Annotated in this window: 28 protein-coding genes; 13 read left to right on the top strand and 15 right to left on the bottom strand. The window is 65.9% G+C overall.

Annotated elements, in window-relative coordinates; translation table 11 throughout:
• Positions 1 to 30: 30 nt before the first annotated feature.
• From ACV095_RS06725 to ACV095_RS06715, 3 genes are all read left to right on the top strand, one after another.
• Positions 31 to 1,314, top strand: a complete 1,284-nt coding sequence (locus tag ACV095_RS06725; RefSeq protein WP_026265667.1) for a magnesium transporter MgtE N-terminal domain-containing protein — start codon at positions 31 to 33, stop codon at positions 1,312 to 1,314.
• A complete protein-coding gene (locus tag ACV095_RS06720; RefSeq protein ID WP_018768586.1) occupies positions 1,298 to 1,990 on the top strand; it encodes a DUF1003 domain-containing protein in 693 nt (230 codons plus the stop codon). The genes ACV095_RS06725 and ACV095_RS06720 overlap by 17 nt, the downstream gene beginning before the upstream one ends.
• Before the next feature lie 61 nt (positions 1,991 to 2,051).
• Positions 2,052 to 3,209: an Mrp/NBP35 family ATP-binding protein gene (locus tag ACV095_RS06715; protein WP_223992155.1), complete on the top strand. Its 1,158-nt coding sequence runs from the start codon at positions 2,052 to 2,054 to the stop codon at positions 3,207 to 3,209.
• A 30-nt stretch (positions 3,210 to 3,239) separates the two neighbouring features.
• Here the strand turns inward: ACV095_RS06715 and ACV095_RS06710 are convergent, their stop codons facing one another.
• The 3 genes from ACV095_RS06710 to sigE all read right to left on the bottom strand — a co-directional run bounded on the left by ACV095_RS06710 (position 3,240) and on the right by sigE (position 5,235).
• Positions 3,240 to 3,644, bottom strand: a complete 405-nt coding sequence (locus ACV095_RS06710) for a twin-arginine translocase TatA/TatE family subunit (RefSeq protein WP_018768588.1) — start codon at positions 3,642 to 3,644, stop codon at positions 3,240 to 3,242.
• 69 nt (positions 3,645 to 3,713) lie between these two features.
• Complete coding sequence (locus ACV095_RS06705; RefSeq protein WP_478223152.1) at positions 3,714 to 4,613, bottom strand: anti-sigma factor; 900 nt, start codon at positions 4,611 to 4,613, stop codon at positions 3,714 to 3,716.
• A gap of 7 nt (positions 4,614 to 4,620) precedes the next feature.
• Entirely contained in the window at positions 4,621 to 5,235 is a 615-nt protein-coding gene (gene sigE, locus ACV095_RS06700; protein WP_026265669.1) for an RNA polymerase sigma factor SigE, read from the bottom strand.
• A gap of 229 nt (positions 5,236 to 5,464) precedes the next feature.
• Between sigE and ACV095_RS06695 the strand changes: the two genes are divergently transcribed.
• Positions 5,465 to 6,097, top strand: a complete 633-nt coding sequence (locus ACV095_RS06695) for an O-methyltransferase (protein WP_018768591.1) — start codon at positions 5,465 to 5,467, stop codon at positions 6,095 to 6,097.
• Between the two features lie 58 nt (positions 6,098 to 6,155).
• Here the strand turns inward: ACV095_RS06695 and ACV095_RS06690 are convergent, their stop codons facing one another.
• From ACV095_RS06690 to ACV095_RS06675, 4 genes are all read right to left on the bottom strand, one after another.
• Positions 6,156 to 6,323, bottom strand: coding sequence for a DUF3117 domain-containing protein (locus ACV095_RS06690; protein ID WP_009357720.1), 168 nt, complete (start codon positions 6,321 to 6,323; stop codon positions 6,156 to 6,158).
• 233 nt (positions 6,324 to 6,556) lie between these two features.
• Positions 6,557 to 7,813, bottom strand: a complete 1,257-nt coding sequence (locus ACV095_RS06685; RefSeq protein WP_018768592.1) for a hypothetical protein — start codon at positions 7,811 to 7,813, stop codon at positions 6,557 to 6,559.
• On the bottom strand, positions 7,810 to 8,265 hold the full coding sequence (locus tag ACV095_RS06680; protein WP_056394094.1) for a DivIVA domain-containing protein: 456 nt from the start codon (positions 8,263 to 8,265) through the stop codon (positions 7,810 to 7,812). Before ACV095_RS06680 ends, ACV095_RS06685 begins: the two co-directional genes overlap by 4 nt.
• A gap of 43 nt (positions 8,266 to 8,308) precedes the next feature.
• Positions 8,309 to 9,091, bottom strand: a complete 783-nt coding sequence (locus tag ACV095_RS06675) for an LOG family protein (RefSeq protein ID WP_018768594.1) — start codon at positions 9,089 to 9,091, stop codon at positions 8,309 to 8,311.
• Between the two features lie 104 nt (positions 9,092 to 9,195).
• Here ACV095_RS06675 and ACV095_RS06670 point away from each other — a divergent pair, with 104 nt between their 5' ends.
• The 4 genes from ACV095_RS06670 to ACV095_RS06655 all read left to right on the top strand — a co-directional run bounded on the left by ACV095_RS06670 (position 9,196) and on the right by ACV095_RS06655 (position 12,481).
• Positions 9,196 to 9,951 carry an amino acid ABC transporter ATP-binding protein gene (locus tag ACV095_RS06670; RefSeq protein ID WP_026265670.1) on the top strand — a complete coding sequence of 252 codons (756 nt, stop codon included), beginning with the start codon at positions 9,196 to 9,198 and terminating at the stop codon, positions 9,949 to 9,951.
• 70 nt (positions 9,952 to 10,021) lie between these two features.
• Entirely contained in the window at positions 10,022 to 10,909 is an 888-nt protein-coding gene (locus ACV095_RS06665) for a glutamate ABC transporter substrate-binding protein (protein ID WP_018768596.1), read from the top strand.
• An 85-nt stretch (positions 10,910 to 10,994) separates the two neighbouring features.
• On the top strand, positions 10,995 to 11,645 hold the full coding sequence (locus ACV095_RS06660) for an amino acid ABC transporter permease (protein WP_018768597.1): 651 nt from the start codon (positions 10,995 to 10,997) through the stop codon (positions 11,643 to 11,645).
• Positions 11,642 to 12,481: an amino acid ABC transporter permease gene (locus tag ACV095_RS06655; RefSeq protein ID WP_018768598.1), complete on the top strand. Its 840-nt coding sequence runs from the start codon at positions 11,642 to 11,644 to the stop codon at positions 12,479 to 12,481. The genes ACV095_RS06660 and ACV095_RS06655 overlap by 4 nt, the downstream gene beginning before the upstream one ends.
• Positions 12,482 to 12,554: 73 nt before the next feature.
• On the opposite strand, the gene dapE is transcribed toward ACV095_RS06655, so the two are convergent.
• Positions 12,555 to 13,691, bottom strand: a complete 1,137-nt coding sequence (dapE, locus tag ACV095_RS06650; RefSeq protein ID WP_224084008.1) for a succinyl-diaminopimelate desuccinylase — start codon at positions 13,689 to 13,691, stop codon at positions 12,555 to 12,557.
• A 51-nt stretch (positions 13,692 to 13,742) separates the two neighbouring features.
• Here dapE and dapD point away from each other — a divergent pair, with 51 nt between their 5' ends.
• Together dapD and ACV095_RS06640 are read left to right on the top strand one after the other, a co-directional pair.
• Positions 13,743 to 14,765, top strand: coding sequence for a 2,3,4,5-tetrahydropyridine-2,6-dicarboxylate N-succinyltransferase (gene dapD / locus ACV095_RS06645; protein ID WP_478223151.1), 1,023 nt, complete (start codon positions 13,743 to 13,745; stop codon positions 14,763 to 14,765).
• Positions 14,766 to 14,772: 7 nt separating this feature from the next.
• A complete protein-coding gene (locus tag ACV095_RS06640; protein ID WP_018768601.1) occupies positions 14,773 to 15,630 on the top strand; it encodes a hypothetical protein in 858 nt (285 codons plus the stop codon).
• Between the two features lie 30 nt (positions 15,631 to 15,660).
• On the opposite strand, the gene ACV095_RS06635 is transcribed toward ACV095_RS06640, so the two are convergent.
• Together ACV095_RS06635 and ACV095_RS06630 are read right to left on the bottom strand one after the other, a co-directional pair.
• The gene (locus ACV095_RS06635; protein WP_018768602.1) at positions 15,661 to 16,272 is read right to left on the bottom strand and encodes a hypothetical protein; all 612 of its coding nucleotides are present in this window, start codon (positions 16,270 to 16,272) and stop codon (positions 15,661 to 15,663) included.
• Between the two features lie 114 nt (positions 16,273 to 16,386).
• Positions 16,387 to 16,995: a TetR/AcrR family transcriptional regulator gene (locus ACV095_RS06630; protein ID WP_134163900.1), complete on the bottom strand. Its 609-nt coding sequence runs from the start codon at positions 16,993 to 16,995 to the stop codon at positions 16,387 to 16,389.
• Between the two features lie 109 nt (positions 16,996 to 17,104).
• Between ACV095_RS06630 and galE the strand changes: the two genes are divergently transcribed.
• On the top strand, positions 17,105 to 18,118 hold the full coding sequence (gene galE / locus ACV095_RS06625) for a UDP-glucose 4-epimerase GalE (protein WP_144599992.1): 1,014 nt from the start codon (positions 17,105 to 17,107) through the stop codon (positions 18,116 to 18,118).
• A gap of 76 nt (positions 18,119 to 18,194) precedes the next feature.
• Here the strand turns inward: galE and ACV095_RS06620 are convergent, their stop codons facing one another.
• The 3 genes from ACV095_RS06620 to fdxA form a co-directional block, all read right to left on the bottom strand.
• Entirely contained in the window at positions 18,195 to 19,481 is a 1,287-nt protein-coding gene (locus ACV095_RS06620) for a citrate synthase (RefSeq protein WP_018768605.1), read from the bottom strand.
• A 237-nt stretch (positions 19,482 to 19,718) separates the two neighbouring features.
• Positions 19,719 to 20,870, bottom strand: a complete 1,152-nt coding sequence (dapC, locus tag ACV095_RS06615; protein WP_478223150.1) for a succinyldiaminopimelate transaminase — start codon at positions 20,868 to 20,870, stop codon at positions 19,719 to 19,721.
• A gap of 14 nt (positions 20,871 to 20,884) precedes the next feature.
• Entirely contained in the window at positions 20,885 to 21,211 is a 327-nt protein-coding gene (fdxA, locus tag ACV095_RS06610) for a ferredoxin (protein ID WP_026265673.1), read from the bottom strand.
• A gap of 137 nt (positions 21,212 to 21,348) precedes the next feature.
• Here fdxA and ACV095_RS06605 point away from each other — a divergent pair, with 137 nt between their 5' ends.
• Entirely contained in the window at positions 21,349 to 21,588 is a 240-nt protein-coding gene (locus tag ACV095_RS06605; RefSeq protein WP_043424755.1) for a putative acetyltransferase, read from the top strand.
• A 49-nt stretch (positions 21,589 to 21,637) separates the two neighbouring features.
• On the opposite strand, the gene ACV095_RS06600 is transcribed toward ACV095_RS06605, so the two are convergent.
• Complete coding sequence (locus ACV095_RS06600) at positions 21,638 to 22,213, bottom strand: hypothetical protein (protein WP_134163756.1); 576 nt, start codon at positions 22,211 to 22,213, stop codon at positions 21,638 to 21,640.
• Positions 22,214 to 22,645: 432 nt separating this feature from the next.
• Complete coding sequence (typA, locus tag ACV095_RS06595) at positions 22,646 to 24,574, bottom strand: translational GTPase TypA (RefSeq protein WP_018768610.1); 1,929 nt, start codon at positions 24,572 to 24,574, stop codon at positions 22,646 to 22,648.
• 268 nt (positions 24,575 to 24,842) lie between these two features.
• Here typA and ACV095_RS06590 point away from each other — a divergent pair, with 268 nt between their 5' ends.
• Positions 24,843 to 25,706: an SGNH/GDSL hydrolase family protein gene (locus ACV095_RS06590; protein WP_223992167.1), complete on the top strand. Its 864-nt coding sequence runs from the start codon at positions 24,843 to 24,845 to the stop codon at positions 25,704 to 25,706.
• The last annotated feature ends 10 nt before the right edge of the window (positions 25,707 to 25,716 follow it).

The following is a 25,716-nucleotide window of genomic DNA, read 5'->3' as shown; positions in this document are numbered from 1 at the left end:
AAAAGAGAGCAGACTCGGTAGCCTGTAGTGGTGAGCACAACACCTACTCGCGTCTTCGTGGCGCGCCTCCTGGGCCTCGATGTCTTCGACCCGCTGGGCGACCGGCTGGGCCGGCTGCGCGATGTTGTTGTGCTGTCCCGCGGAACCCAGGGAGCCCCCCACGTGGTGGGCATCGTGGTGGAAGTACCGGGAAAGAAGCGCGTCTTCGTGCCCATGACGCGCATTACCTCGATCGACCAGACCCAGATCATCTGCACGGGCCTGGTCAACCTGCGCCGGTTTGAACAGCGCGGAGCCGAAACGCTGGTGGTGGCGGAGATGTTCGACCGCAGGGTCACCCTCCGTGACGGCAGCGGGGACGCCACCATCGAGGACATCGCCATCGACCAGCACCGGTCCCGCGACTGGTTCGTCAGCAAGCTCTTTGTCCGGCGCGGCCACTCACTGTCCCCTTTGAGCCGGCTGCGCCGCAACGAAACACTGATCATTGACTGGGCGGACGCCCAGCAGGGGCCACGCACCGAGCCGCAGGCAGCCACACAGTTCGTGGCCAACCACGAGGACCTCAAGCCCGCTGACTTCGCCGAGGCACTGCAGGAGATGAGCGACAAGCGCCGGTTCGAAGTGGCCAGCGAACTGCAGGACGAGCGGCTGGCCGACGTCCTCCAGGAGCTTCCCGAGGACGACCAGGTGGAAATCCTCTCCGCGCTGGATGTCCAGCGCGCCGCCGACGTCCTCGAGGAGATGGACCCCGACGACGCCGCCGACCTCCTCGGCGAACTCCCCTCCGCCCAGGCAGAGGAACTCCTCCAGCTGATGGAACCCGAAGGCGCGGAGGACGTCCGCCGCCTGCTTGAATACGACGAGGACACCGCCGGCGGCCTGATGACTCCGGTACCGGTCATCCTGCCGCCGGAAGCCACGGTTGCCGAAGCCCTGGCCCACGTCCGGCGGGAGGAGCTCTCCCCTGCGCTGGCGTCGTCGATCTTTATTGCCCGGCCGCCGCTGGAAACCCCCACCGGCCGCTTCCTGGGTGTGGTGCACATCCAGCAGCTGCTGCGCTTCCCGCCGTTCGAGGCTCTGGGAAACCTGGTGGACAAGAACCTCGAGCCGTTGTCCGACCAGGCCCACATCAGCGAAGTGGCACGGACCCTGGCCACCTACAACCTCAACTCCCTCCCGGTGGTCAACGACGCCGGCCGGCTTGTGGGGGCGGTGACTGTTGATGACGTATTGGATCACTTGTTGCCGGACGACTGGCGCGCCCATGATGGCGAAGCCCCGATAAGAAAGCTCGGTGGCCGCATTGGCTGATAACAGCGCCCCGAAGAACCCCAGCCAGCGGAACCTGGCCAACGCGGAATCAAAAGGCAGTCTCGATACTCCCTTGAGCGCGCGGCAGCGGATCCTGCCCAAGTTCTCCCCGGATCCGGACGCATTCGGCCACGCCACCGAGGGCTTTGCCCGGTTCATGGGCACCCCGCAGTTCCTGGTCTACATGACGGTGTTCTGTATTTTCTGGCTGGGCTGGAACACGTGGGCGCCCGTCGAGTGGCAGTTCGATTCAAGGGACCTTGGCTTCACCCTGCTGACCCTGATGCTGTCGCTGCAGGCTTCCTACGCCGCGCCCCTGCTGCTGCTGGCGCAGAACCGGCAGGATGACCGCGACCGCGTCTCGGTGCAGCAGGACCGCCAGCGCGCCGAACGCAACCTGTCCGACACCGAGTACCTGACCCGGGAACTGGCCTCCCTGCGGATCGCCCTGCGCGAGGTAGCCACCCGCGACTACGTCCGCGCCGAGCTGCGCTCACTCCTTGAAGACCTGCTGGAAGCCCAGGAGGAACTCCGGACCCACGATGACACGGGCCCCGGTTCGCACGAATCCCCACGGGACAAGGTCAAGGACAAGCTGCGCGAACAGCGGGACCGGCAACGCAGCCCGCGCACCCAGCAGATCCCCCGGGTGAAACCGGGCCACTCTGCCCAATGACCGCCAGGCCGCCCTCCGGCAGGCCCGCCGCCGCATCCGTACGAAAGCCGAGGCTCCTCCCATGAGCGCCCCCATCGATCCCGCTGACTCCACCCAACCGGCACTGGCACAGGCCGTCAACAGCGCCCTCGCCACCGTGATCGATCCCGAACTCCGGCGCCCCATCACCGAACTGGGCATGGTGGACTCCGTCCAGGTTTCCGACGACGGCAAGGTGAGCGTGGCGGTCCTGCTCACCATTGCCGGCTGCCCGCTGCGGGACACGATCACCGCCGATGCGCAAAAGGCCCTTTTCGCAGTCCCCGGCGTCACCGCCGTCGACGTCGAGCTCAAGGTGATGGACCAGGCCCAGCGCGATGCCCTCAAGGAGAAGCTGCGCGGCGCCGGCGGCCAGCGCAAAATCCCCTTCAATGAGCCCGATTCCCTTACCAGGGTCTACGCCGTGGCCAGCGGCAAGGGCGGAGTGGGCAAGTCCTCGGTCACCGTCAACCTGGCCACGGCCCTGGCTGCCCAAGGCCTGCGTGTGGGCATCGTGGATGCAGACGTCTACGGCTTCTCCGTCCCTGCGCTGATGGGCATCACCCAGAAACCCACCCAGGTGGACGACATGATCCTGCCCCCGGTTGCGTACGGCGTGAAGGTGATCTCCATTGGCATGTTCGTCACCGGCAACCAGCCGGTTGCCTGGCGGGGACCCATGCTGCACCGGGCCCTGGAACAGTTCCTCACCGACGTCTACTTCGGCGACCTGGACGCCCTGTTCCTGGATCTCCCGCCGGGTACGGGTGACATCGCCATTTCCGTGGCCCAACTCCTGCCCAAGGCCGAAATCCTGGTGGTCACCACGCCCCAGGCGGCGGCGGCGGACGTTGCCGAACGCGCTGGCGCCATCGCCACCCAGACGGGTCAGAAGATCGCGGGCGTCATCGAGAACATGTCCTACCTGGAGATGCCCGACGGCGGCCGGATGGAACTGTTTGGAAGCGGCGGCGGGGCGGTCCTCACCGAACGCCTCAGCGCCACGGTCGGGGCGGAGGTACCGTTGCTGGGCCAGATTCCCCTGGACATCCAGCTGCGCGAAGGCGGGGACTCGGGGGTTCCGATTGTGCTGGGCCAACCTGCTTCGGCGGGCGCTGTGGCGCTGGCCGGCATCGCAGGGCAGTTGGCCGCAAAACCCCGTGGCCTTGCAGGGATGAAGCTGGGACTGCAGCCGCGCTGACCGGGCCGGAACTGGCGGGGCGCGAAAACCCTAGGTGGCTTCGGTGTCGAAAGGGGCTGCATCGCCAGGGGCCAGCCTCTGCACGACTCTTTCAGGCCGCTGCGGGGCTGCATCCGCCACGGCCGCGGCGCCGGAAACTGCTGCCACGGCGGCCGGAGCATTTGCGCTGACGGGCTTGGTGTCGTCGTCGAGCAGTGCTTCCTTGATGATGCGGCGGGGGTCGTACTGGCGGGGGTCGTACTTCTTCCAGTCGACATCGTCAATGTCGATGCCCACTTCTTCCTTGATTTGTTCACGCGCCCCGGAAGCCATGCGGCGGAGTTCCTTGACCAGGTTTGCCAGCTTCTGGGTATATTCCGGCAGCCGCTGGGGGCCGATCACCAGCACGCCGATGATCAGCAGAAGGATGAACTCCGGGCCGTTGATTCCAAACACTTTAGGAAGATTACCCTCTCCGGGCTGCGAGTGACGATTCCCGTCCGGCGGACGGGAAAACAGTCTGCATTACTGGGTGAACAGGGCAGCTATCTTGTTGATCCCGCGCTCCAGCCGCGACTCCAGGGGCTCCGGTGCCGGCGTCACGGTGGTGTCGGGCACGGCGGCGGCAACCCCTTCCGCCGCGGTATCGGCGTAATGCTTGAGCATGGGCAGGGCATCATCTGCCTGCTCGGGGGGCAGATCGGAGCGGTAAGTGATGGTGAGGCCGGCTGCCCGGTAGGTGGCGGACCAGGGAGAGGTGCTCGAAACCTGCATTGGACCACCTTGGCCGGCGGAGCCCTCCCCCGCCGGGCCGCCCGGAGCCGGTGTGGCGTTGCCGGCCGGTTGATGATCAACCGGGTGCTGTTCCGTGACGGTGGCGTGATGGGTACCGTCGGTGAGCCGCAGCTCCACTGCAGGTTGCCCGTCAACCACCAGCGCCCTGGCCGCTTCCACATGGAATCCCATGGCCTGCAGTTCGGGGCAGGCCCACCCCTCGGAGCGCAACGTGGCCAGCTGCGCGGCGGTCAAGGTCCGGCCGTCCGCAGGGGTCTGGGACGAGACGTGCGAAAAGGCTGCTTCGGTCCCCGCCCGTTCCCCGGCCGCAGGGTCTCCCGCTGCCGTGAAGGCCCCTACGGCCAGCACTCCGGCCGCTGCCATGGTTCCGCCCGCGGTGAATGCAAGTGCCCGGGCGGCCACACGGGAGGTCCCGCCCTGATGGGCAGGGGCGGGCGGCTGGGCTGCCAATTCGTGGGTGCGGGTCAGCAGCCGCGCCGTCAGGTCCTGGCTGGCGGGCGGAATGGGAGCATCGCGCAGACGCTCAAGGTACTGCCGTTCCCGGCGCACGGCCGCAGCACACTCCTGGCAGGCCTCAAGGTGGCTGCCGCTGCGCTGATGCCTGCCGCCGAAAGGAAACTGGGACTTCATGTGCCGTTCAGAGGATGCCGGCGATGCGTGGCATCGCAAGCTTGCGGCGGGACTGCTGCGGGCGGGGGTCGCGGTGGGCCAGCTTTTCACGGAGCATGGTCCTGCCGCGGTGGATGCGTGAGCGGACGGTGCCCAGCTTCACGCCCAGGGCCTCGGCGACTTCGTCGTAGGACAGCCCCTCGAGGTCGCACAGGACCACGGCGGCACGGAAGTCCGGCGGCAGTTCCTCCAGCGCCGCCTGTACGTCCAGGTCCAGGTTGTTCAGCTCGAAGCTCTGCTCCGGCCCCGGCTCACGGCCGGGCAGCCGGGACTCGGCGTCCTCCGCGAGGGCGTCGAAACGGATGCGGGTCCTGCGCCGGGCCTGGTCAAGGAACAGGTTGGTGGTGATGCGGTGCAGCCAGCCGTCGAGTGTTCCTGGCTTGAAGTTCTCCAGCGACCGGAATACGCGGACGAACACCTCCTGGGTGAGGTCCTCGGCGTCGTACTTGTTTCCGGTCAGGCGGTACGCCAGCCGGTACACCTTTGCGGAATGGTTGGTGACCACTTCTTCCCAGGTGGGACGGACCCACTCATCATCGGGATTGTTTACTGCAGGGACAGGTGCCACAACTGAAGATGACATCGTCCACTCCCCTCGTGGAATGCTAACGCCCGGATACTGTTGACATCTCTGATTCGGCGCCGGTCACCTTTTGGATGAGCGGATATCAATCATGTCAAACTTGGCTGGGAATTTCCTGACCATTGGCAAACTTCAGCCTTCGGCGCAACGGCCGCTTTCCCGGCCGGCCGGCCCGAACACAGTAGGCTTGAGGAGACATTCCCCCCTTACGCCCAGAAAGCGATAATTCATGAGCGCCGACAAATCCAGCAGCTGGTCCTATGCAGAAGATCTGCCCGCTGAGGATGAGGTTATGCTTCGGGCCCGGGAACGTTCATTTGAATTGGGAGTAAGCGCCATCAGCCCCGGCGTGGGGGCCGTCCTGACGGTTCTGGCCGCCGCCTCCAAAGCCCAGACCGCCGTCGAGATCGGCACCGGCGCCGGCGTCTCCGGCGTCTGCCTGCTGCGGGGCCTGGGACCGCACGCAGTCCTGACCACCATCGACGTGGATGTGGAGCACCTGAGGGCCGCCCGCGAAGCGTTTGCGGAGGCCGGCAGTCCCGCCAACCGCACCCGCACCATTTCCGGCCGTGCGGGCGACGTCCTGCCACGGCTGACCGATGGCGCCTACGACCTCGTCTTCATCGACGCGGACAAGCCGGGCCTTCCGGGCTATGTGGAGCAGGCCATCCGGCTGCTGAAGCCCGCGGGGCTGCTGGTCATCAATGACGCGCTGGACAAGGACAAGGTTGCCAACCCGGCGGGCCGGGAGGCCACCACGGTGGTCCTGCGGCAGGTGGGCAGGGCAATCCGCGACGACGACAGGCTGGCGTCGGCAATGCTCCCCACCGGCGATGGCCTGCTGGTGGCAGTCAAGAAGTAAGCCTCCCAAAAAAGGACAGGGTGCGCAGCCCGCGGGCCGCGCACCCTGTCCGGTACGACTATTCGGTAACGCCTACCAGGCATTCCTTGAGGTTGGCTGCCTCGGCAGCGTTCAGTTCGACCACCAGGCGTCCGCCGCCTTCGAGCGGGACGCGCATGATCAGGCTGCGGCCCTCCTTGGTGACTTCCATTGGGCCGTCGCCGGTGCGTGGTTTCATAGCCGCCATGAGGAATTCCCCTCCATTTTGTCCCAGGACTGATCAGCCCGGGCGGGCTGTGTCCGCATGTCGATCAGGCCGCTATGGCGGGGTGGTGGTGCCACCGCCAAGGCTGCGCGTTTTCTGAATGCTTTTGTCCTTGCTTACCTATCATTATCGCGGAATTACCCGTACGTAGCTAATCGATGGACATTTTCCGGCAACTGTTATTTCCCGGCTGACCTGCGCGGAAGCCTGATTTGTCAGGGCGGATAATCCCCTCCGCCGGGAAGCTGCGCCCAGGCCCAGAGCCAGACGATCCAGACCATCTGAAGCAGCAGGAACATCACCACCACCGTGCCCCGGTAAGCCCTGGAACGGGACAGGAACGCCGCCCCCAGGGCCAGTGGAAACAGCGGCAGCAGCATCCTGAAGGTGCTGGTTTGCGGATGGAGGAACATCAGCAGGTAACCCATGTAGCAGGCGCACCAGAGCCGCAGTTCGACGCCGAGCCGCACCACCGGGGGAAGGAACAGCATGGCAATGAACAGTGCCACGAAAACCACGGGGGCCAGAAGGCCCAGCACGGGGCCGAAGAGTTCGACGCCGGTGTCGAACCACGGCTGGAAGGGGACCAGGTCCTGGCCCCGCCACACCGTCTCGGTTTTGGTATAGGCCTGCGGGTCGCCCGTCGCTGCCCAGGCGGCAGCGGGCCAGGCCAGCGCGGAAACGCCTGCGACGGCGGTGAGCCCTGTCAGTGCCGCCAGGTCCCGGAGGGAATGGGCTGCTTCATCCGCGCCGCGCTGCCGCCCCTTCCGGATGTGCGCGGCGGCGCGGAAGACCAGCAGCAGCCCCGCCATGGCGGCGAAGGGGACGCCCACCGGCCGGGACAGGCACAGCAGGAACACCACGGGGATGGCCCAGAGGTACTGCCGGCGTACTACCAGCAGCAGGGCCGCGGCCAGCAGCAGGAGTGACAGCGGCTCGGCATACGGGACCTGCAGCACGGCGGAGACGGGAAAAGTCGAAAAGAACGCTACCCCCCACATGGCCGGCACGTGTGCGGCCTTCTGCCGGAAGAGCGTGTAGACCACCAGGGCGGCCGCCCAGCCGGCCAGCATGGCGATGAGGGTCAGCGAGGCGGCAGGGTTCAAGCCGGTGAGGCGGCTAAGTCCACCGGCCAGTGCAGGATAGAGCGGGTAGAAAGCCCACGTATTTTCCTGCACATTGCCGGCGGCATCCGTGGGAAGGATTGACGGGTAGCCGTTGGCGATGACCTGGGCGTACCAGCGGGCGTCCCAGATGTTGATGAAGTTCCAGTAATCCGGCTTGGGCGGGAACCAGGGGTTGACGCCCTGGTGGAGCGCCGCGGCCATGAAGATGCAGGCCGAAACGAGGCGTGCGGCGGCATACAGGCCGGTGACCTGGAGCCACCACGGCCAGTTGCGGACGGCTGAGGCCAGGCGTCGGGCCAGGGTGCCGGCAGAGGGCGGAGCGTTGCGGGGGGCCACCGTGCTCACAGGCCGCCCTGTCCTGGCACGGCAACCTCGTCGGCCTCCCCACTCCCGGCGTTCCCGCTGCCTGGCACTTCAGGTGCCCTCCCGCCGGGTGCCGCGGGTCCGCCGTCGGAAGCCTGCTCCCCCGCCTGCTCCATGGCAGCCAGCCGGATACGCAGCTCCGCCAGCTCGGTGTCCCTTGCGGTCAACTGGTCCCGCAGCTCGTCCAGGACCTGGTCCACCTGGTCCATCCGGTAGCCGCGCAGGCCAAGCGAAAAGCGGATCTGCTCAACGTCTTCCGGAGCGGCACGCTCCGGAAGCAGCACGGGCGGCAGGTTGGCGGGCGGCTCGTCGAATCCCCCGTCCAAAAGGGCGGGCAGCGCAGCCCCGCCGGTCTTGCGGGCGCGCCGGCCCAGGCCGGCCCAAAGGACGGCCGCCACCAGCACGACGGCCAGGAAAACGAGGAAGAAGCTCACGGTTCCATCGTGCCAGACCGGCGGCCCGGACTTTGGCCTGCAGCTACTCCGGCCGCTGTTCCCCGTTCAGGGACGGTGTCACGCCTGCATGCAGGACCCGGTCCACCGCCTCCGCGGGATCGTCCACGAGCTGGATCAGGTCCAGGTCCTTTTCCGAGACCATGCCTTCGGCCACCAGGGTGCCCCTGATCCAGTCGATCATCGGTCCCCAGAATTCGACGCCGAGGAGCACGATGGGAAACGAGGTCACCTTGCGCGTCTGGACCAGGACCATGGCCTCGAACAGCTCATCCAGGGTGCCCAGCCCGCCGGGGAGCACAATGAAGCCCTGCGCGTATTTGACGAACATCGTCTTGCGGGCAAAGAAGTACCGGAAGTTGATGCCCAGGTCCACCCACTGGTTCAGGCCCTGCTCGAACGGCAACTCGATGCCAAGGCCAACCGATACGCCGTTGCCCTCCACCGTCCCCCGGTTGGCCGCCTCCATGGAGCCCGGCCCGCCACCGGTAATTACCGCGACTCCGGCTTCGGCGAGCTTGCGGCCCACCTCCACACCCATCTCGTAGTACTGGCTGCCCGGTTTGGTCCGCGCCGAGCCGAAAACGCTGACCGCTTTTCCAATGTCCGCCAGGGCACCGAAACCTTCGACGAATTCACTTTGGATCCGCAGGACCCGCCACGGATCGGTGTGGACAAACTGGCCCGGACCCTTGGTATCAAGCAGGTGCTGGTCCGACATCTCCACGGCCGCCTGCTTGCGCCGCAGCTCAAGGGGCCCCTTACGGCGGGGCTGGGAATTCTTGGCCGGATCTGCGTTGATACTCATTCCCCTAGGCTAACCTCCCACTCCAGGTATCTCTTGAATCACGATCAGCAGGAACTTGGGGTGATTGGCGTCATAACGCACGGTTCTTCGCTAGATTCGTTCCTATGACTACTCATGTGCCCGGCGATGCCCTCGTCTCCCTGAACGCCGTAAACAAGCATTACGGCCAGCTGCACGTTTTGAAGGACATCAACCTGCAGGTCCGCAAGGGCGAGGTTGTTGTGGTCATCGGACCCTCGGGATCCGGTAAGTCCACCCTCTGCCGGGCCATCAACCGCCTGGAAACCATTGAGGGCGGAACCATCAGCATCGACGGGAAAGTCCTCCCCGAGGAAGGCAAGGAGCTCGCGCAGCTCCGTGCCGACGTCGGAATGGTTTTCCAGTCCTTCAACCTCTTCGCCCACAAGACGATCCTCGAGAACGTGACCCTGGGGCCCATCAAGGTCAAGGGGGTGTCCAAGGCGGCCGCGGAAAAGGACGCCATGGCCCTGCTCGAACGGGTGGGCGTGGGCCACCAGGCGCCCAAGCTGCCGGCCCAGCTCTCCGGCGGCCAGCAGCAGCGTGTGGCGATTGCCCGCGCCCTGGCAATGAAGCCGAAGGTCATGCTGTTCGATGAGCCCACATCCGCACTGGACCCCGAAATGATCAACGAGGTCCTGGACGTCATGGTCCAGTTGGCCAAGGAAGGCATGACCATGATTGTGGTCACGCACGAGATGGGCTTCGCCCGCAAGGCCGCCGACCGCGTGGTGTTCATGGCGGACGGCCAGATCGTCGAGGACGCCACCCCGGAGGAATTCTTCACCAACCCGAAGAGCGACCGCGCCAAGGACTTCCTGTCCAAGCTCCTCACCCACTGATTTATTCGAACCATCACACGTCAGTTCGCATCCAGGCCGGAAACCCACGGCCACCAATGAAAGGAATGTCATGAAGGCATTTATGTCCAGGCGGAAATCCTTCGTCGTGGCGGCCACCGCTGCCCTCGCCCTGTCCCTCAGCGCCTGTGGCGGCGGAGACTCGGGTGGCTCCAGCAACCCCAGCCCCGTTGAGAAGCCGTCGTTCGCTGCCGGAACCACCATGGCAAAGCTGTCCTCCGCCGGCACCATCAAGATCGGCACCAAGTTCGACCAGCCACTGTTCGGCCAGGTTGGCCTGGACGGCAAGCCCGTCGGTTTCGACGTTGAAATCGGCAAGCTGATCGCCGCCAAGCTGGGCATCGCCGCGGACAAGATCGAATGGTCCGAGACCGTTTCGGCCAACCGCGAGCCCTTCATTGAGCAGGGCAAGGTGGATCTGGTCATTGCCACCTACACCATCAGCGACAAGCGCAAGCAGGTTGTCGACTTCGCCGGCCCGTACTACGAAGCCGGCCAGGCCCTCATGGTGAACAAGGACAACGACTCCATCAAGAAGCCCGAGGACGTCAAGGGCAAGAAGGTCTGCTCCGTGACGGGCTCCACCCCGGCCGCCACCATCGTGGACAAGTACGGCGCGGAACTGGTTCCGGCCGCCACCTACTCCGCCTGCCTGGAGCCGCTTCGCAACAAGCAGGTTGAAGCCGTCACCACGGACAACGTGATCCTCGCCGGTTTCGTTGACAAGGAGCCGGATGCCTTCAAGCTCGCCTCAGAGGAAACCTTCACCAAGGAGCCTTACGGCATCGGCCTGAAGAAGGGTGATACCGAGTTCCGCAACTGGATCAACGACCAGCTGGAATCCTTCGGGAAGGACGGCTCGTACAAGAAGGCGTGGGAAGCCACCGCAGGTTCGGTCATCAAGACCGCGCCCAGCCTCCCGGCCATCAACCGTTACTAAGTAGCGTCCGCCATGCTGCCGGGGCCCCTCAACGGCCCCGGCAGCACAGCCTTCAATCCGTCCACGCTTACAGCCGAAGGATCTTATGGACGTCATCTTTGAAAACCTGCCCCTGTACTGGGAGGGTTTTCTCCGCACTCTTTTCCTTTCCGTCGTCTCCGGTATCTTCGCGTTGATCCTTGGCACTTTGCTGGCCGCGGCACGCGTCTCCCCGGTTGCGGCACTCCGCGGTTTCAGCACCGTCTACGTGGAAGTCCTCCGCAACACCCCGCTGACCATCGCGTTCTTCTTTGCAGCAGTCGTGCTCCCCCGTATCGGAGTCAAGTTCGAACAGTTCGAGATCGCCGCGATCATCGCCCTCAGCACCTACACCGCCGCGTTCATCGCCGAAGCTGTCCGCTCAGGTGTCAACAGCGTGCCTGTCGGCCAGGCCGAGGCAGCGCGCAGCATCGGCATGAAGTTCGGCCAGGTGCTCTCGCTCATCATCCTCCCCCAGGCCCTGCGGACGGTGATCCCGCCGCTGATCAACATCCTGATCGCGCTCGTCAAGAACTCTTCGGTGGCCGGCGCCTTCTTCGTCCTGGAGCTGTTCGGCTACGGCCGCCAGCTGGCCAACGCCAACGGCGACGCCGTCATCACCGTCCTGCTGGGCACTGCGTTCTTCTATCTGCTCCTCACCGTTCCGCTGGGAATCCTCGCCAACACGGTGGAACGAAAGGTGGCGATTGCCCGATGAGCTCGGTTCTCTACGACGTCCCCGGCCCCAAAGCGCGCCGGGTCTCCCTCATTGCCTCCATCATCGGCGGCCTGCTGATTCTCGGCCTGCTGGCCTGGGTGGTCACGATCCTCGCCCAGCAGGGCATCTTCGAGGCGCGCCGCTGGCAAATCTTCACCCGCGGCGACGTGTGGCAGCTGCTCGGTAAAGGGCTGGGGTCCACGCTCTCCGCAGCCGCACTGGCGGCAGTCATCGCGTTCCCGCTGGGCCTGCTGCTGTGCCTGCTCCGCATTTCGGATGCCGCATTCATCCGGATTCCCATGAGGATCATCCTGGAATTCCTCCGCGGCATGCCCGTGGTCCTCATGATGCTCTTCATCCTGCTCGGGTTCGGCACCTCGGCGTTCATTGCCGTCGTGGCCGGCCTGGTGCTGTACAACGCTGCGGTCTTTGCCGAGATCATCCGCGCCGGCATCCAGTCCCTGCCCAAGGGACAACGGGAAGCCGGCCTGGCCATCGGCCTCACCAGCTACAAGTCCCGCATGCTGATCGAGCTGCCGCAGGCGATCCGCCGCATGATGCCGTCCCTCGTGGCGCAGATGGTGGTGCTGCTGAAGGACACCTCGCTGGGCTACATTGTGGCGTACGGCGAGCTGCTGCGCGCGGTGCAGGTCATGGCGGACTTCCTTGGCACGCAGTACCTGTTCCCCATCTTCTTCGTGGCGGCGGCCATTTACATCGCCATCAACATCTCGGTCTCGCGGCTTGCCGTGTGGATCGAGCGCCGCGGCTCCAAGAAGGCAGCCGGGGGCATGGCGAAGGCCGAACCCGATGTTTTGGAAGCTGCGGCTCCGTAGCTTCCAAGAGCCCACAACAGGAAAGGTCCGGAGCTCCCGTGGGGAGTTCCGGACCTTTCCTGTTCGTGGACCGTCAGGCAGCGAGCCAGCTCTGCAGGGCGGCCAGGCACTTGCGGATGGCGTCGGCGTGGACGTGCTCGTCGTCCTTGTGCGCCAGCAGCGCGTCCCCCGGGCCGAAGTTCACCGCCGGGATGCCCAGCTCACTGAAGCGGGCGACGTCGGTCCAGCCGTATTTGGGCTTGGGCTCGGCTCCCACGGCGGCCACGAACGAGGCGGCAGCCGGGTGCTGCAGTCCGGGCCGCGCGCCGGCGGCGGCATCGGTGCGGACCACGTCGAAGCCCGCCAGCAGCTCCCGGACGTGGGCTTCGGCCTGGTCCGGCGTCTTGTCCGGGGCGAACCGGTAATTGATCTCGACGACGCAGCGGTCCGGGATGACGTTCCCGGCCGTGCCGCCGTTGATCTTCACCGCGTTGAGGCTTTCCCGGTAATCGAGCCCGTCGACATTGATGGTCCGGGGTTCGTAGGCAGCCAGGCGGGCAAGGATCGGTGCCGCGGCGTGGATGGCGTTGCTGCCCATCCAGGCGCGGGCCGAGTGGGCGGCCTCCCCCACCGTGCTTGCCTCGAATCGGCTGGTGCCGTTGCAGCCGCCCTCCACCGTGCCGTCCGTCGGTTCCAGCAGGATGGCGAAGTCCCCCTTCAGCAGGTCGCCGTGGTTGCGGACCAGGCGTCCCAGTCCGCTCTTCACGGCCTCCACTTCCTCGTGGTCATAGAAGACGAAGGTGACGTCCCGCTTGGGCTGCGCGCCGCCGTCGAACAATCCTGCCGCCAGTGCGAGCTGGACCGCCACCCCGCCCTTCATGTCCGTGGCCCCGCGGCCATACAGGACGCCCTCGCCCGGAACACCCGATTCCCAGCTGGAGGGAACGGTGCCCCGGGATCCTTCGGTGAGCGGAAGCGGCACTGTGTCCAGGTGGCCGGCAAGGATCACACGCTCAGCGAGTCCAAGTTCGGTCCGGGCGATGATGGCGTCGCCGTCGCGCACCACGGCCAGCTGGGGAATCCCGAGCAAGGCGGACTCGACGGCGTCCGCGAGCTGCTTTTCATTGCCGGACACGCTGTTGATGTCCATGAGCGCTGCGGTCAGCAGCGCCACGTCCTGGCGGAGGTCAAGGGTGGACACGGAAGAGTCTGGGGCGGTTTCAGCAGTCACGAAGCCAGTCTAGTTCGAACCCCATGCCCCGCCCTCGATAGACTGGAGCACATGACTGAGACCGCTTCCTCTGCCGTGCCCGAAACCCTGACCTCCAACGCTGATGACCGTTCCGCCTACGGTTTTGGCGTAGCCACCATTGCCACCGGCGACGCCACCGTCCTGGACGTCTGGTTCCCCGCGCCGGCACTGGGAGTTGCGGCGGAGAACCTCCGCACGGTGGACAACGCGGATGAAATCCTGGTGCAGATCGCCGAGAACGGCACTGACGAGGACCGCGGCACCGAGCAGAAGGTGGTCTTTGTCCAGATCAACCTCGATGAAGCCCCGGCGGACACCGCGGACGCCTACCTCCGCCTCCACCTCCTCTCGCACCGCCTGGTCCAGCCCAACACCATCAACCTGGACGGCATCTTCGGCAAGCTTCCCAACGTGGTGTGGACCAACTTCGGCCCGGCCGCCGTCGAGGGCTTCGAACTGACACGCGCAAGGCTTCGCCGCCGGGGCGCCGTCACCGTCTACGGCGTGGACAAGTTCCCGCGCATGGTGGACTACGTGGTCCCCTCCGGCGTCAGGATTGCCGACGCCGACCGGGTCCGCCTGGGCGCGCACCTCGCCGCCGGCACCACAGTCATGCACGAGGGCTTCGTCAACTTCAACGCCGGCACCCTGGGCACCTCCATGGTGGAAGGCCGTATCTCCGCAGGTGTCGTGGCCGGCGACGGCAGCGATGTTGGCGGCGGCGCCTCCATCATGGGCACCCTGTCCGGCGGCGGCAAGGAAAAGATCACCATCGGTGAGCGCGTCCTGCTCGGTGCGAACTCCGGCGTGGGCATCAGCATCGGGGATGATTCCGTGGTGGAAGCCGGGCTTTACGTCACGGCAGGCACCCGGGTCCGCGTTCCGGGCCCCAAGGACGAGGTGGGCGATGACACCACCAAGATCGTCAAGGCCGCCGAACTCTCCGGCGTGCCCAACCTGCTGTTCCGCCGCAACTCCACCACGGGGGCGGTGGAGGCCCTGCCCCGCAAGGGCCAGACCGTTGAACTGAACGACGCCCTGCACGCCAACTGATCCCTTCGTGGCACGCAGACGCGGCCTGCGCCGCCTGGCGGTGCTGCTGCTCACCCTCGCACTGGCAGCGGGCGGAATTTACACAGCAGTGTTCTTCGTGCAGCGTTCCGAAACCCTCGTTTCGGAGCGCTGCACCGCTGCGGCCGGCAACCGGACCGGTGAACTTGCGCCGGACCAGGCGGCCAACGCCGCGCTGATTACGGCGGCGGCCGTCAGGCGGGGACTGCCGGCGCGCGCCGCCACCATTGCCATCGCCACTGCCATGCAGGAGTCGAAGCTGCGCAACATCGGGCACGGCGACCAGGCCGGTCCGGACTCGCGGGGGCTTTTCCAGCAGCGTCCGTCCCAGGGTTGGGGCACGGAGGCCGAGATCATGGACCCCTACTATGCCGTTAATGCCTTCTATGACGCGCTGGTGAAAATTCCGGGCTACGAGGCGCTCGACATCACCGATGCAGCTCAGCGGGTCCAGAAGTCGGCCTACCCCAAGGCATATGCCCAGCACGAGGACATGGGCCGGGCCTTTGCCTCCGGACTCACCGGACAGACGCCGGCCGGAGTGCAGTGCACGCTCCGCTCCCCGGCGGCCGGCGGGACAACAGCATCGGTGGCCACCGACCTGGACCAGGCCTACGGCGGCGTGGACTCACAGGTTGACGGCGCCACCCTGGTGGTGGACGCCGACGGCGCGCTGGCATGGTCGGTTGCCCAGTGGGCGGTTGCCAACGCCAAGGACCTGGCCGTCACCCAGGTGGAGGTGGCAGGCCGGACCTGGCACCGTCCCGATGGGGACGGATGGCAGGCTTCAGGGGCCCCGGAGGGACAGGTGCGCATCACCGTACGGCAGGACGACGGCGGCAGCTGAAGGGCCGCCGTCGTCCTGCCTTAAGGGCGGCTAGACCAGGATTTCCAGCACCGGCTGTACGTAGCTGCGGAGGAGGTCCGGCTGCCCCATCAAATCCTGGCTCATGATGATCTTGTCGGGCTCCAGGTACCAGGCCCGCTGCTCGTCCAGCGGCAGCTCGATGATGGTCAGCTTGAAGTCCCGCGAGTCCCGCCCCACTTCCATCAGCCTGTCGTCCACCATGTCCTCAAGCAGCTGGTCCGTTCCGGAGGCCACCCGTTCGGCCTCGAGCTCGGCGTATTCGCTCCTGCGCTCCCTGGCCCAAGTGAGGGCGGAGCCGAAATGGGCCTGCAGGACCCGCTGCAGGGCCGGAGAGTTGCCGAACGCGTCAAAACTGGGCGGGGAGAGTTCCGGCGATGTGTGCGGATGGGCCTTCAGCAGCTGCTCCCACCAGGCCTCCCACTCGGTCTTCAGCGCGCTGATGCCACCAACGTCGGCCGTCAGGTGGGAGTGGTCAGCCGAACGGACCTTCGGCGACGCATGGGACAGCATCGGTTGTCCCACTCCGTTCAAGCCGGCCGCATCCCGGACGTACAGTGCGATCATCATTGGCCCGGACGTGTCGGTGGTGATCTGCCACCCTGAACCGCTTGCGTGATGCATCCAAAGTCCTTCCCTGGCCTTCCCATGCCGGGCGGCATGACCCGCTCTGCAGTACCCGGCTATCAGTCTATTCCCGCAGCCAGTTCCCGGTAGTGCAGGATTGGACCCGGGCGCCTACCGTGCCAGTCCGTCCAGGTGCCGCTCAAGCACGTCGCGGCACATCTGCGCTGTCATCCAGCCCGGTTGCAGCAGGGCATGCATGCACAGGCCGTCCAGGGTGGCCAGAAGGCGTTCCGCCTCCACCACCAGGTTCTCCTGCGGTTCATCTTCGGGGAGCAGGGATGCAACCACTACGCCCACGATGGCGGCCACCTCGCGGTGGCTGCGGTCGGCCTCGGCGGCAAGGAACGGCCTGATCCGCGCCGCGTTCTTGAAGGCAAGCCAGGCGCAGGCCTCCACAGCTGATTCCTCATCCAGCGGAAGCATGCCGCCCAGGAGGGTCAGAACCGCCTGCCGCTGTTCAGGGCTGGCCTGGGCAGCCTCCTGCACGCCCGGCAGCAGTGCCTCCAGCCTGCCGACCACCCGGTCCACCACGGTGCCGAACGAGAAGGCCAGCAGTTCATCACTGCCAGCGAAGTAGTGCCGGACGGAACCGACTGCCAGGCCGGCCTCGTCCGCCACTTCGCGCAGCGAGGCACGTTCCAGCCCATCGACGGCGATGATGCGCAGAACCGCTTGGACAACATCCTGACGCCGGGCATCCGCGTCTACTATTTTGGGCACCATTCTTATTAGCACACTTGTGCTTCCACTGCCGCCTCCACCGTCAGGTCGACGCCCGCCATCCGGGACGCAGGGGCGGGGACCGCTTCCCGTGGGATAGCGTTGAGGCATGAAAATCTTGGTCACAGGGGGTACCGGCTACATCGGTTCCCACACTGTTCTTTCCCTGCAGGAAGCCGGCCACGACGTGGCCGTCATCGACAACCTGGTCAACTCCAGCGAGGAGTCACTGCGCCGCGTGGCTGAGCTCAGCGGCAAGACCGCGGAGTTCCACAACGTCGACCTGGTGGACGAGGCCGCCGTCGACAAGGTCTTCGCCGGCGCCGGCATTGACGCCGTCATCCACTTCGCCGGGCTCAAGGCCGTGGGCGAATCGGTGCAGCAGCCGCTCAAGTACTACTACAACAACCTGGTGGGCACGCTCAACCTCATCCGCGTCATGGACCGGCACGACGTCCGCTCCATTGTCTTTAGCTCGTCCGCCACCGTCTACGGCGAACACAACCCCATCCCCTATGTGGAAAAGATGGAAATCGGCGCCAACAACCCCTACGGGCGCACCAAGGAACAGATCGAGGACATCCTCTCCGATCTTGGCGCAGCCGACTCCCGCTGGCACATAGCACTGCTGCGCTACTTCAACCCGGTGGGCGCGCACCCCTCAGGACGCATCGGCGAAGATCCCCAGGGCATCCCCAACAACCTGGTTCCCTTCATCGCCCAGGTGGCGGTGGGCCGCCGCGAGAAGCTCATGGTCTTCGGCGGCGACTACGACACCCCGGACGGCACCTGCCTGCGCGACTACATCCATGTGGTGGACCTGGCGGCAGGGCACGTCGCGGCACTGGACCACATTGCCGGCCGGACGGGCGTCTTCCGCTGGAACCTCGGCTCCGGCAAGGGCTCCTCCGTTCTGGAGGTCCTGCGCTCCTTCGAGAAGGCTGTGGGCAAGCCCATCCCCTACGAAATCACCAGCCGCCGGGCAGGGGACCTGCCCGCCTTCTGGGCCGACGCCACGTCCGCCCTGGCGGACCTGAGCTGGTCCACCACCAAGACGGTGGACCAGATGTGCGAGGACCACTGGCGCTGGCAGAAAAACAACCCCCAAGGCTACGCCTCGTAGTCCCCTTGAATGTGGCACAACGCGAAGCGGCCGCCCACCTTGGAAAGGTGGGCGGCCGCCGTCGTTATGGCCGGTTTCAGCGGACCGGGTAGTCCCGCTCCGGCTCGCCGATGTACAGCTGGCGCGGACGGCCGATCTTGGTGTTGGGATCGCTGATCATTTCACGCCACTGGGCAATCCAGCCGGGCAGGCGGCCGATGGCGAACAGGACGGTGAACATTTTCTCGGGGAAGCCCATGGCCTTGTAGATCAGGCCGGTGTAGAAGTCCACGTTCGGGTAGAGCTTGCGCTGGATGAAGTAGTCGTCGCTAAGCGCCTTCTCTTCCAGCCGCATGGCGATGTCCAGCAGTTCGTCGTTGCCGCCGAGCTTGCTGAGGATCTCGTGCGCCGTGGCCTTGACGATCTTGGCGCGCGGATCGTAGTTCTTGTACACGCGGTGCCCGAAGCCCATGAGGCGGACGCCGTCTTCCTTGTTCTTGACCTTCTCCATGTAGTCCTCGGGCTTGAGGCCCTCGGCCTGGATCTGGCGGAGCATCTTGAGCACGGCCTCGTTGGCACCGCCGTGGGCCGGGCCGAAGAGGGCGTTGATACCCGCGGAAACGGACGCGAAGAGGTTGGCGTTGGAGGAGCCCACCAGGCGCACGGTGGAAGTGGAACAGTTCTGCTCGTGGTCAGCGTGGAGGATGAGGAGCAGGTCCAGGGCCTTGACGATGACCGGGTCCAGCTCATACTGCTCGGCGGGCAGGCCGAAGCTGAGGCGCAGGAAGTTCTCCACCAGGTTCATCGAGTTGTCCGGGTACAGCATGGGCTGGCCGATGGACTTCTTGTGGGCGTAGGCGGCGATGACCGGCAGCTTGGCCATGAGCCGGATGGTGGAGACCTCCACCTGTTCGGCGTTGAACGGGTCCAGCGAGTCCTGGTAGAACGTGGACAGCGCGGACACGGCCGAGGACAGCACCGGCATGGGGTGCGCGTCGCGGGGGAAGCCGCCGAAGAAGCCCTTGAGCTCCTCGTGCAGCAGGGTGTGGCGGCGGATCTTCTGGTCGAACTCGTCCAGCTCGGTGGGCGTGGGCAGGTTGCCGTAGATCAGCAGGTAGGACACCTCAAGGAAGCTGGAGTGCTGCGCCAGCTGCTCGATGGGGTATCCGCGGTAGCGCAGGATGCCCGCATCGCCATCGATGTAGGTGATTGCCGAGGTGGTTGCTGCGGTGTTCATGAAGCCGGGGTCGAAGGTTACGGCACCGGTCTGCTTCAGCAGCTTGGAGACGTCGTAACCCTCGTTCCCTTCAACAACCTGGATGCGCGGGAGCTTCAGCTCGCCACCTGCGTGGAGCAGGGTCGCAGCATTGTTGGTCTCAGTCATGGAGTCCCCTTCATGAGGCTTCTGGGCCTCTGTCGAAAGCTTGATCCAACATCAGGTGAGCCGCGCACGAAGCCTGAGGAGACAGGTTCCAACACCCGGGCTGCCTTCTTGTAGAAAGCCACCATTGATAGTCACTTAAAAAGTACCGCCCCTTGGCGGGTGTCACTAATCCGCAGCCGTCAAATGCACCCTAAAACGCGCCTGATGTGGGGCGAGTCACACGATTATTACGTACCCTTAGGAGCCTGATCCGGCCAGGCGTGCCACGGCCGCATCGATCCGCTCGTCGGATCCGGTGAGGGCAACGCGGACATAGCCGTTGCCGGCGTCCCCGTAGAAGACGCCGGGTCCCACCACAATGCCGCGGTCAGCCAGGCGGGCCACCGTGTCCCACGTGTCCTCCCCCGCCGTCGACCAAAGGTACAGGCCGGCGTCGGAATCCTTGATCTCCAGGCCGAAGTCCAGCAGGGCGGGCACCAGCCGCTCCCGCCGGCCCCTATACAGGTCCTTTTGGGCCTCGACGTGGGAGTCGTCCCCCAGGGCCACGCGCATGGCCTCCTGGACCGGGTAAGGGACAATCATGCCCGCGTGCTTGCGGCTGTTGACCAGGTTGGGCATCAGGTCCGGATCACCGGCCACGAATGCCGCGCGGTAGCCGGCGAGGTTGGACTGCTTGCTCAGCGAGTACACGGCAAGCAGGCCCTGGTGGGAGCCGCCCGCCACCTGCGGGTCCAGGATGCTGGGAACGCGCCGGCCGCCGCGCTGGACGTCCCAGTTCCCCCATCCGAGTTCGGCATAGCATTCGTCCGAGGCCACCACGGCACCCAGCTCACGCGCCTGTTCCACAAGCGCCTTGAGGGATTCGATGCCCCGGACGCTTCCCGTGGGGTTCCCGGGGGAATTGACCCAGATGAGGCGGACGCGCGAGCGGGTGGCGTCATCGAGTTCGTCCAGGTTGTCCGTTGCCACGGAGGTGACGCCTGCGAGGGTGGCGCCGATATCGTACGTCGGGTAGGCCACCTTGGGGCGTACGACGACGTCCCCCGGCTTGAGGCCCAGCAGCAGCGGAAGCCACGCAACGAGTTCCTTGGACCCCACCGTGGGCATGATGTTCCGGGGATCAAGGCCGGACACGCCGCGCCGGCGCTCGAACCAGCCCGCAATGGCTTCCCGGAGCGCCGGGGTGCCGTGCACCGTGGGATATCCCGGGGCATTCGCGGCCGCCTTCAGTGCATCCTGTATCAGCTGCGGCGTGGGATCGACGGGTGTCCCGATCGACAGGTTCACGGCTCCGCCGGGATGCTCCGAAGCCTTCGCCAGGTACGGCGCCATGGCCTCCCACGGGTAGTCGGGCAGGTCCAGGCCAAACGAATTCGTTGCTGCGGTCACGGCTTGCGTCCGCGTCAGTGGTCTTGGTTCTGCGGCGGCAGGGCGGCGATCATGGGGTGGTCCTTGCCCGTGTTGCCGACCTTGGCCGCGCCACCCGGGGACCCGAGGTCATCGAAGAACTCAACATTGGCCTTGTAGTAGTCGGCCCATTCCTCGGGGGTGTCATCCTCGTAGTAGATGGCCTCCACCGGGCACACCGGTTCACAGGCGCCGCAGTCAACGCATTCGTCCGGATGGATGTACAGCGAACGCTCGCCCTCATAGATGCAGTCGACCGGGCACTCCTCAATACATGCCTTGTCCTTAACATCCACACACGGCTGCGCGATTACGTACGTCACGTCCCTGGCCTCTCCACGTTGGGTTCCGGCTTCCCGCCGGCTCTTGCATCCGGCAGCACGGCCGGACTGTTGACATCTGAGCCTATTATCCCCCAGCCCGTTCCCGCGAACCTAGCCGGCGCACCTAGTATGAACTGGTGAGTCAGCCACTACCCGCACCCGCCCGCTTCCTTGCCTCGGCTGCGCCCGGCATCCGCGTGGTGGTGCGCTACCGGATCGAAGGAGGCCTCACGGACGCCCTGGGTCACCTGCTGGCCTGCGACGCCGGTTCCTGTACAGTCCGCACCCGGCAGGCCGACGTCGTTATTCCCCTTGGGCAGGTGGTGGCCGCCAAGGAGGTCCCGCCTGCTCCCCCGCGCCGCCCGGCCGTGCGCTGACTGCCGCTCCCGGTGCGCCCGGACTGCTCCTGCGCGCTGATCCCGGGCTTCATCGCGCCGTCCCGTACATGGCAAGTGCCTTACGGACGATTCCAACGAACTCCGCGGGGTCGCGGACCAGCATCTCGAACGTCACCCGGAGAGTTGGGACACCCCTGATGACGGTGACATTCCAACGCCGCCTGTCTTCCCGATAGGCCTCCCGGCTGCTGTGATGGGCATAGCCGTCCGCCTCAATGCCCAGCAGCCCATCAACAAGGAGATCCAGGTGGCCCATGCCAGGAATGTGCACCTGCAACTCGACTGTAAGCCCCGCTTCTTCAAGCAGATACCGGGCGATGGTTTCGATGATGGAGCCGGACTGGGGTCGGATTCTGCCAACCAGGTTCAGCAGGGCCTTTTCACGGGCGGCCGGAAACCGCGCCCGCAGCTCCGCGAGTTGGATTTGGCCCTTCTTGACGGCGGACTCCGCGATAGTCAGTCCCTCAAGAGGGGGCAGACAGCGGAGAGACTGGCAGACGACGTCCAGAGGAGTCAACGGAAGGTCGCTGCGGTGCACCACACAGCCGGCTATTGGCCTGCCATGGCGAGCGGCAAGATGCGGCCTATCCGGAACCTTGATCACCCATAACCCGGAAGCCACTGCGGCCGTGACGCAACCAGGTGCGGCGTGATGGCGCGCCGCATGGACAAGCACGGGGTCAGCATCCGGAAGGGCGAATACGCCGCGGGCGATCCTTTGGACGCAGCCGTCTGATAGTCCGGCTTCCAGGCATCGGCGGGAGACGCCGGCCAGTAACAGTGTTCGGGTGCCCGCAACGCCGCCCAAGGCAGCCAGCGCTTCAGAAATAGTTCGCATGGATGAAGCCTGCGCCTCGCGGCGAGCGTCCGCAGGTGGTGGAAACGGCTATGTGGAGAACGGACCCTGGCGCCGAAGTAGGCGCCCAGTGCGCCCACGCCGTCCCTGCGCATCGAGGCCGGGGTTGGCAGCGCCGCCTGGCTTAACGCAGAATGCCACCGGTGCAGTACCGGTGGCATTCTTGGCGTTCAGGCGTTGCTATGCCTTGGCGCGGGCGCGGTTGGCCTTGGCGCGCTCGTTGGTGTCCAGGATGACCTTGCGGATGCGGATGGCTTCCGGGGTCACCTCGACGCACTCGTCCTCGCGGGCGAATTCCAGCGATTCCTCGAGGGTGAGCTCGCGCGGCGGGGTCAGGTTCTCGAAGGTGTCGGAGGAAGCGGCACGCATGTTGGTGAGCTTCTTTTCCTTGGTGATGTTGACGTCCATGTCGTCGGCGCGGGAGTTCTCGCCCACGATCATGCCCTCGTACACCTCGGAGGTGGGCTTCACGAAGAAGGAGCCGCGTTCCTGCAGGTTGATCATGGCGAACGGGGTCACAACACCGGCACGGTCAGCAACCATGGAGCCGTTGGTGCGGTACTCGATGGGGCCGGCCCAGGGCTCGTAGCCTTCGGAGATGGACGCTGCGATGCCGGCGCCGCGGGTGTCGGTGAGGAACCGGGTGCGGAAGCCGATCAGGCCGCGGGCGGGAACGATGAACTCCATGCGGCACCAGCCGGTGCCGTGGTTGGCCATGTTGGTCATCCGGCCCTTGCGGGCAGCCATCAGCTGCGTGACGGCGCCCAGGTATTCCTCGGGCACGTCGATGGTCATGTGCTCCATCGGCTCGTGGATCTTGCCGTCAACGGTCTTGGTGACAACCTGCGGCTTGCCAACGGTCAGTTCGAAGCCTTCACGGCGCATCTGCTCAACCAGGATGGCCAGCGCCAGCTCGCCACGGCCCTGGACTTCCCAGGCATCCGGACGCTCGGTGGGGAGCACCTTGATGGAGACGTTACCGATCAGTTCCTTGTCCAGGCGGTCCTTGACCTGGCGGGCGGTGACCTTGGCGCCCTTGACCTTGCCGGCCAGCGGCGAGGTGTTGATACCGATTGTCATGGAGATCGCGGGATCGTCCACGGTGATCAGCGGCAGCGGCTGCGGGTTCTCGGCGTCGGTCAGGGTCTCACCGATGGTGATTTCCTCGATGCCGGCGACGGCGACGATTTCGCCCGGTCCGGCGGATTCCGCCGGAACGCGGTCCAGCGCCTTGGTGGCCAGGAGTTCGGTGATCTTGACGTTCTTGAGTTCACCGTTGGCGCGGGCCCAGGCAACTGTCTGGCCCTTGCGCAGGGTGCCGTTGTAGATGCGCAGCAGCGCCAGGCGGCCCAGGAACGGGGAAGCGTCCAGGTTGGTGACGTGCGCCTGCAGGACACCTTCGGGGTTGTAGGTGGGAGCCGGGATGTGTTCGATGATGGTCTTGAACAGCGGCTCAAGGTCCTCGTTGTCCGGGGCGGCACCGTTGGCGGGCTGCTCCAGCGATGCGCGGCCAACCTTGGCGGCGGCGTAGACAACGGGAACTTCCAGGACCTTGTCCAGGTCCAGGTCCGGCACCTCGTCGGCAAGGTCGGAGGCCAGGCCCAGGAGCAGGTCCATGGACTCGTGGACCACTTCGTCGATGCGGGCATCGGGGCGGTCGGTCTTGTTGACCAGCAGGATCACGGGAAGGTGCGCGGCAAGGGCCTTGCGCAGCACGAAGCGGGTCTGGGGCAGCGGGCCCTCAGAAGCGTCAACGAGGAGGACGACGCCGTCCACCATGGACAGGCCGCGCTCCACCTCGCCGCCGAAGTCGGCGTGGCCGGGGGTGTCGATGACGTTGATGGTGATGGTCTCGCCGTTGGAAGACGGACCGTTGTAGGCCACCGTAGTGTTCTTGGCCAGGATGGTGATGCCCTTTTCGCGCTCCAGGTCACCGGAGTCCATCACCCGGTCCTCGAGGTGGTTGTGCTCGGCAAAGGAGTTGGTCTGCTTGAGCATGGCGTCGACCAGGGTGGTCTTGCCGTGGTCAACGTGGGCCACAATCGCGACGTTGCGCAGGTCACTGCGCGATGCAGTGGCTACCGCGGTGTTGGTGGTGGTTTCAGACATGCGTAATGGCTCGATTCAGTGGAGTCAGCTGTTGTATCGCGACATTTCCAACTGGAACGCACGACGGACAAGGCCCTTGGCACAGGGCGCCTTCCTCTATTCTAGCCGCCCAGCCATTTGTTGGCCTAAATTCCGGCAGGTTTGCCGGCGCCGGGAATGCCGCGATCAGGCCCAACCGATCCGGCATGTGACTAAGTTCACTCCCACTTCCGCGTACGTGGCATGATGACTGTGACACAGCCCACTTCCGAGACCGCCGGAGACAACGATGCCCCCAGCCAAGGCCAGCACACCGCGGGGTGCCGCCCGGGCTGCCGCCGCCGCTGTGTCCGGCCTGGTCGCAGTATCGGCAGTGCTCGGACTCGCCGGCTGTGCGCTGTCCGGTGACTCTCCCCAGGGCGGCCTGGCACGGGCGGCAGCCGGCCAACCGGCGGACGGACAGGCGGCCGCGGGGCAAGCCGGCGGCGCAGGAGCGAAACCGGCCGTGGTGGCCACGTCCCGGATCCGCAATCCCGGAAACGGACGGCTCGAGGCGGTGGTTCCGGACATCAGCAGGACCGTGCTGCTGATTGGCGATTCACAGTCGGAACCCGCGGATGGCTGGCCGCGCCTGGGCCTCGCCGCTGCCGGCTACAACGTCTACTTCTGCGGCCGCGGCGGCACAGGCTTCGTGGCGGCGAACGGCTCCACGGGCAATTACATCGATGCCCTGCAGCGCGGGGACTGGCTGCTTCCCGCCGGAACGCCGGCACTGATCGTGATTGAGGGTGGCGGGAACGACGCCGCCGGGGGCGCCGGCGACGCGCAGATCGCAGGAAACGCCCAGCGGTTGCTTGCCGAACTGCGGACCCGCTATCCCGGCACGAGGATTGCCATGATAGGCACCCTGGCGCGGGGAGCAAACGACGGCGGTGGGCGCCGCAGCGAGGTGGACGCTCTGCTGGGTGCCGTGGCAGCAGCCAACGGACTTCCCTTTGTTTCCGTGGGCGACTGGCTCACCCGGTACGGACTGGCGAAAGACCTGGCGGATGCCGTCCACATGAACGCCGAAGGCCGTGTGGCGCTCGGTGGGATTCTTGAGCACAGGCTGCGCGAACTGGGACTGGACCGGAAACCGGCAGTGGAGCAGTGAAACAGCTTGA

This window comes from Arthrobacter sp. JDC6 (assembly GCF_056484025.1).
This window is presented reverse-complemented; position numbering and strand designations above follow the sequence as displayed.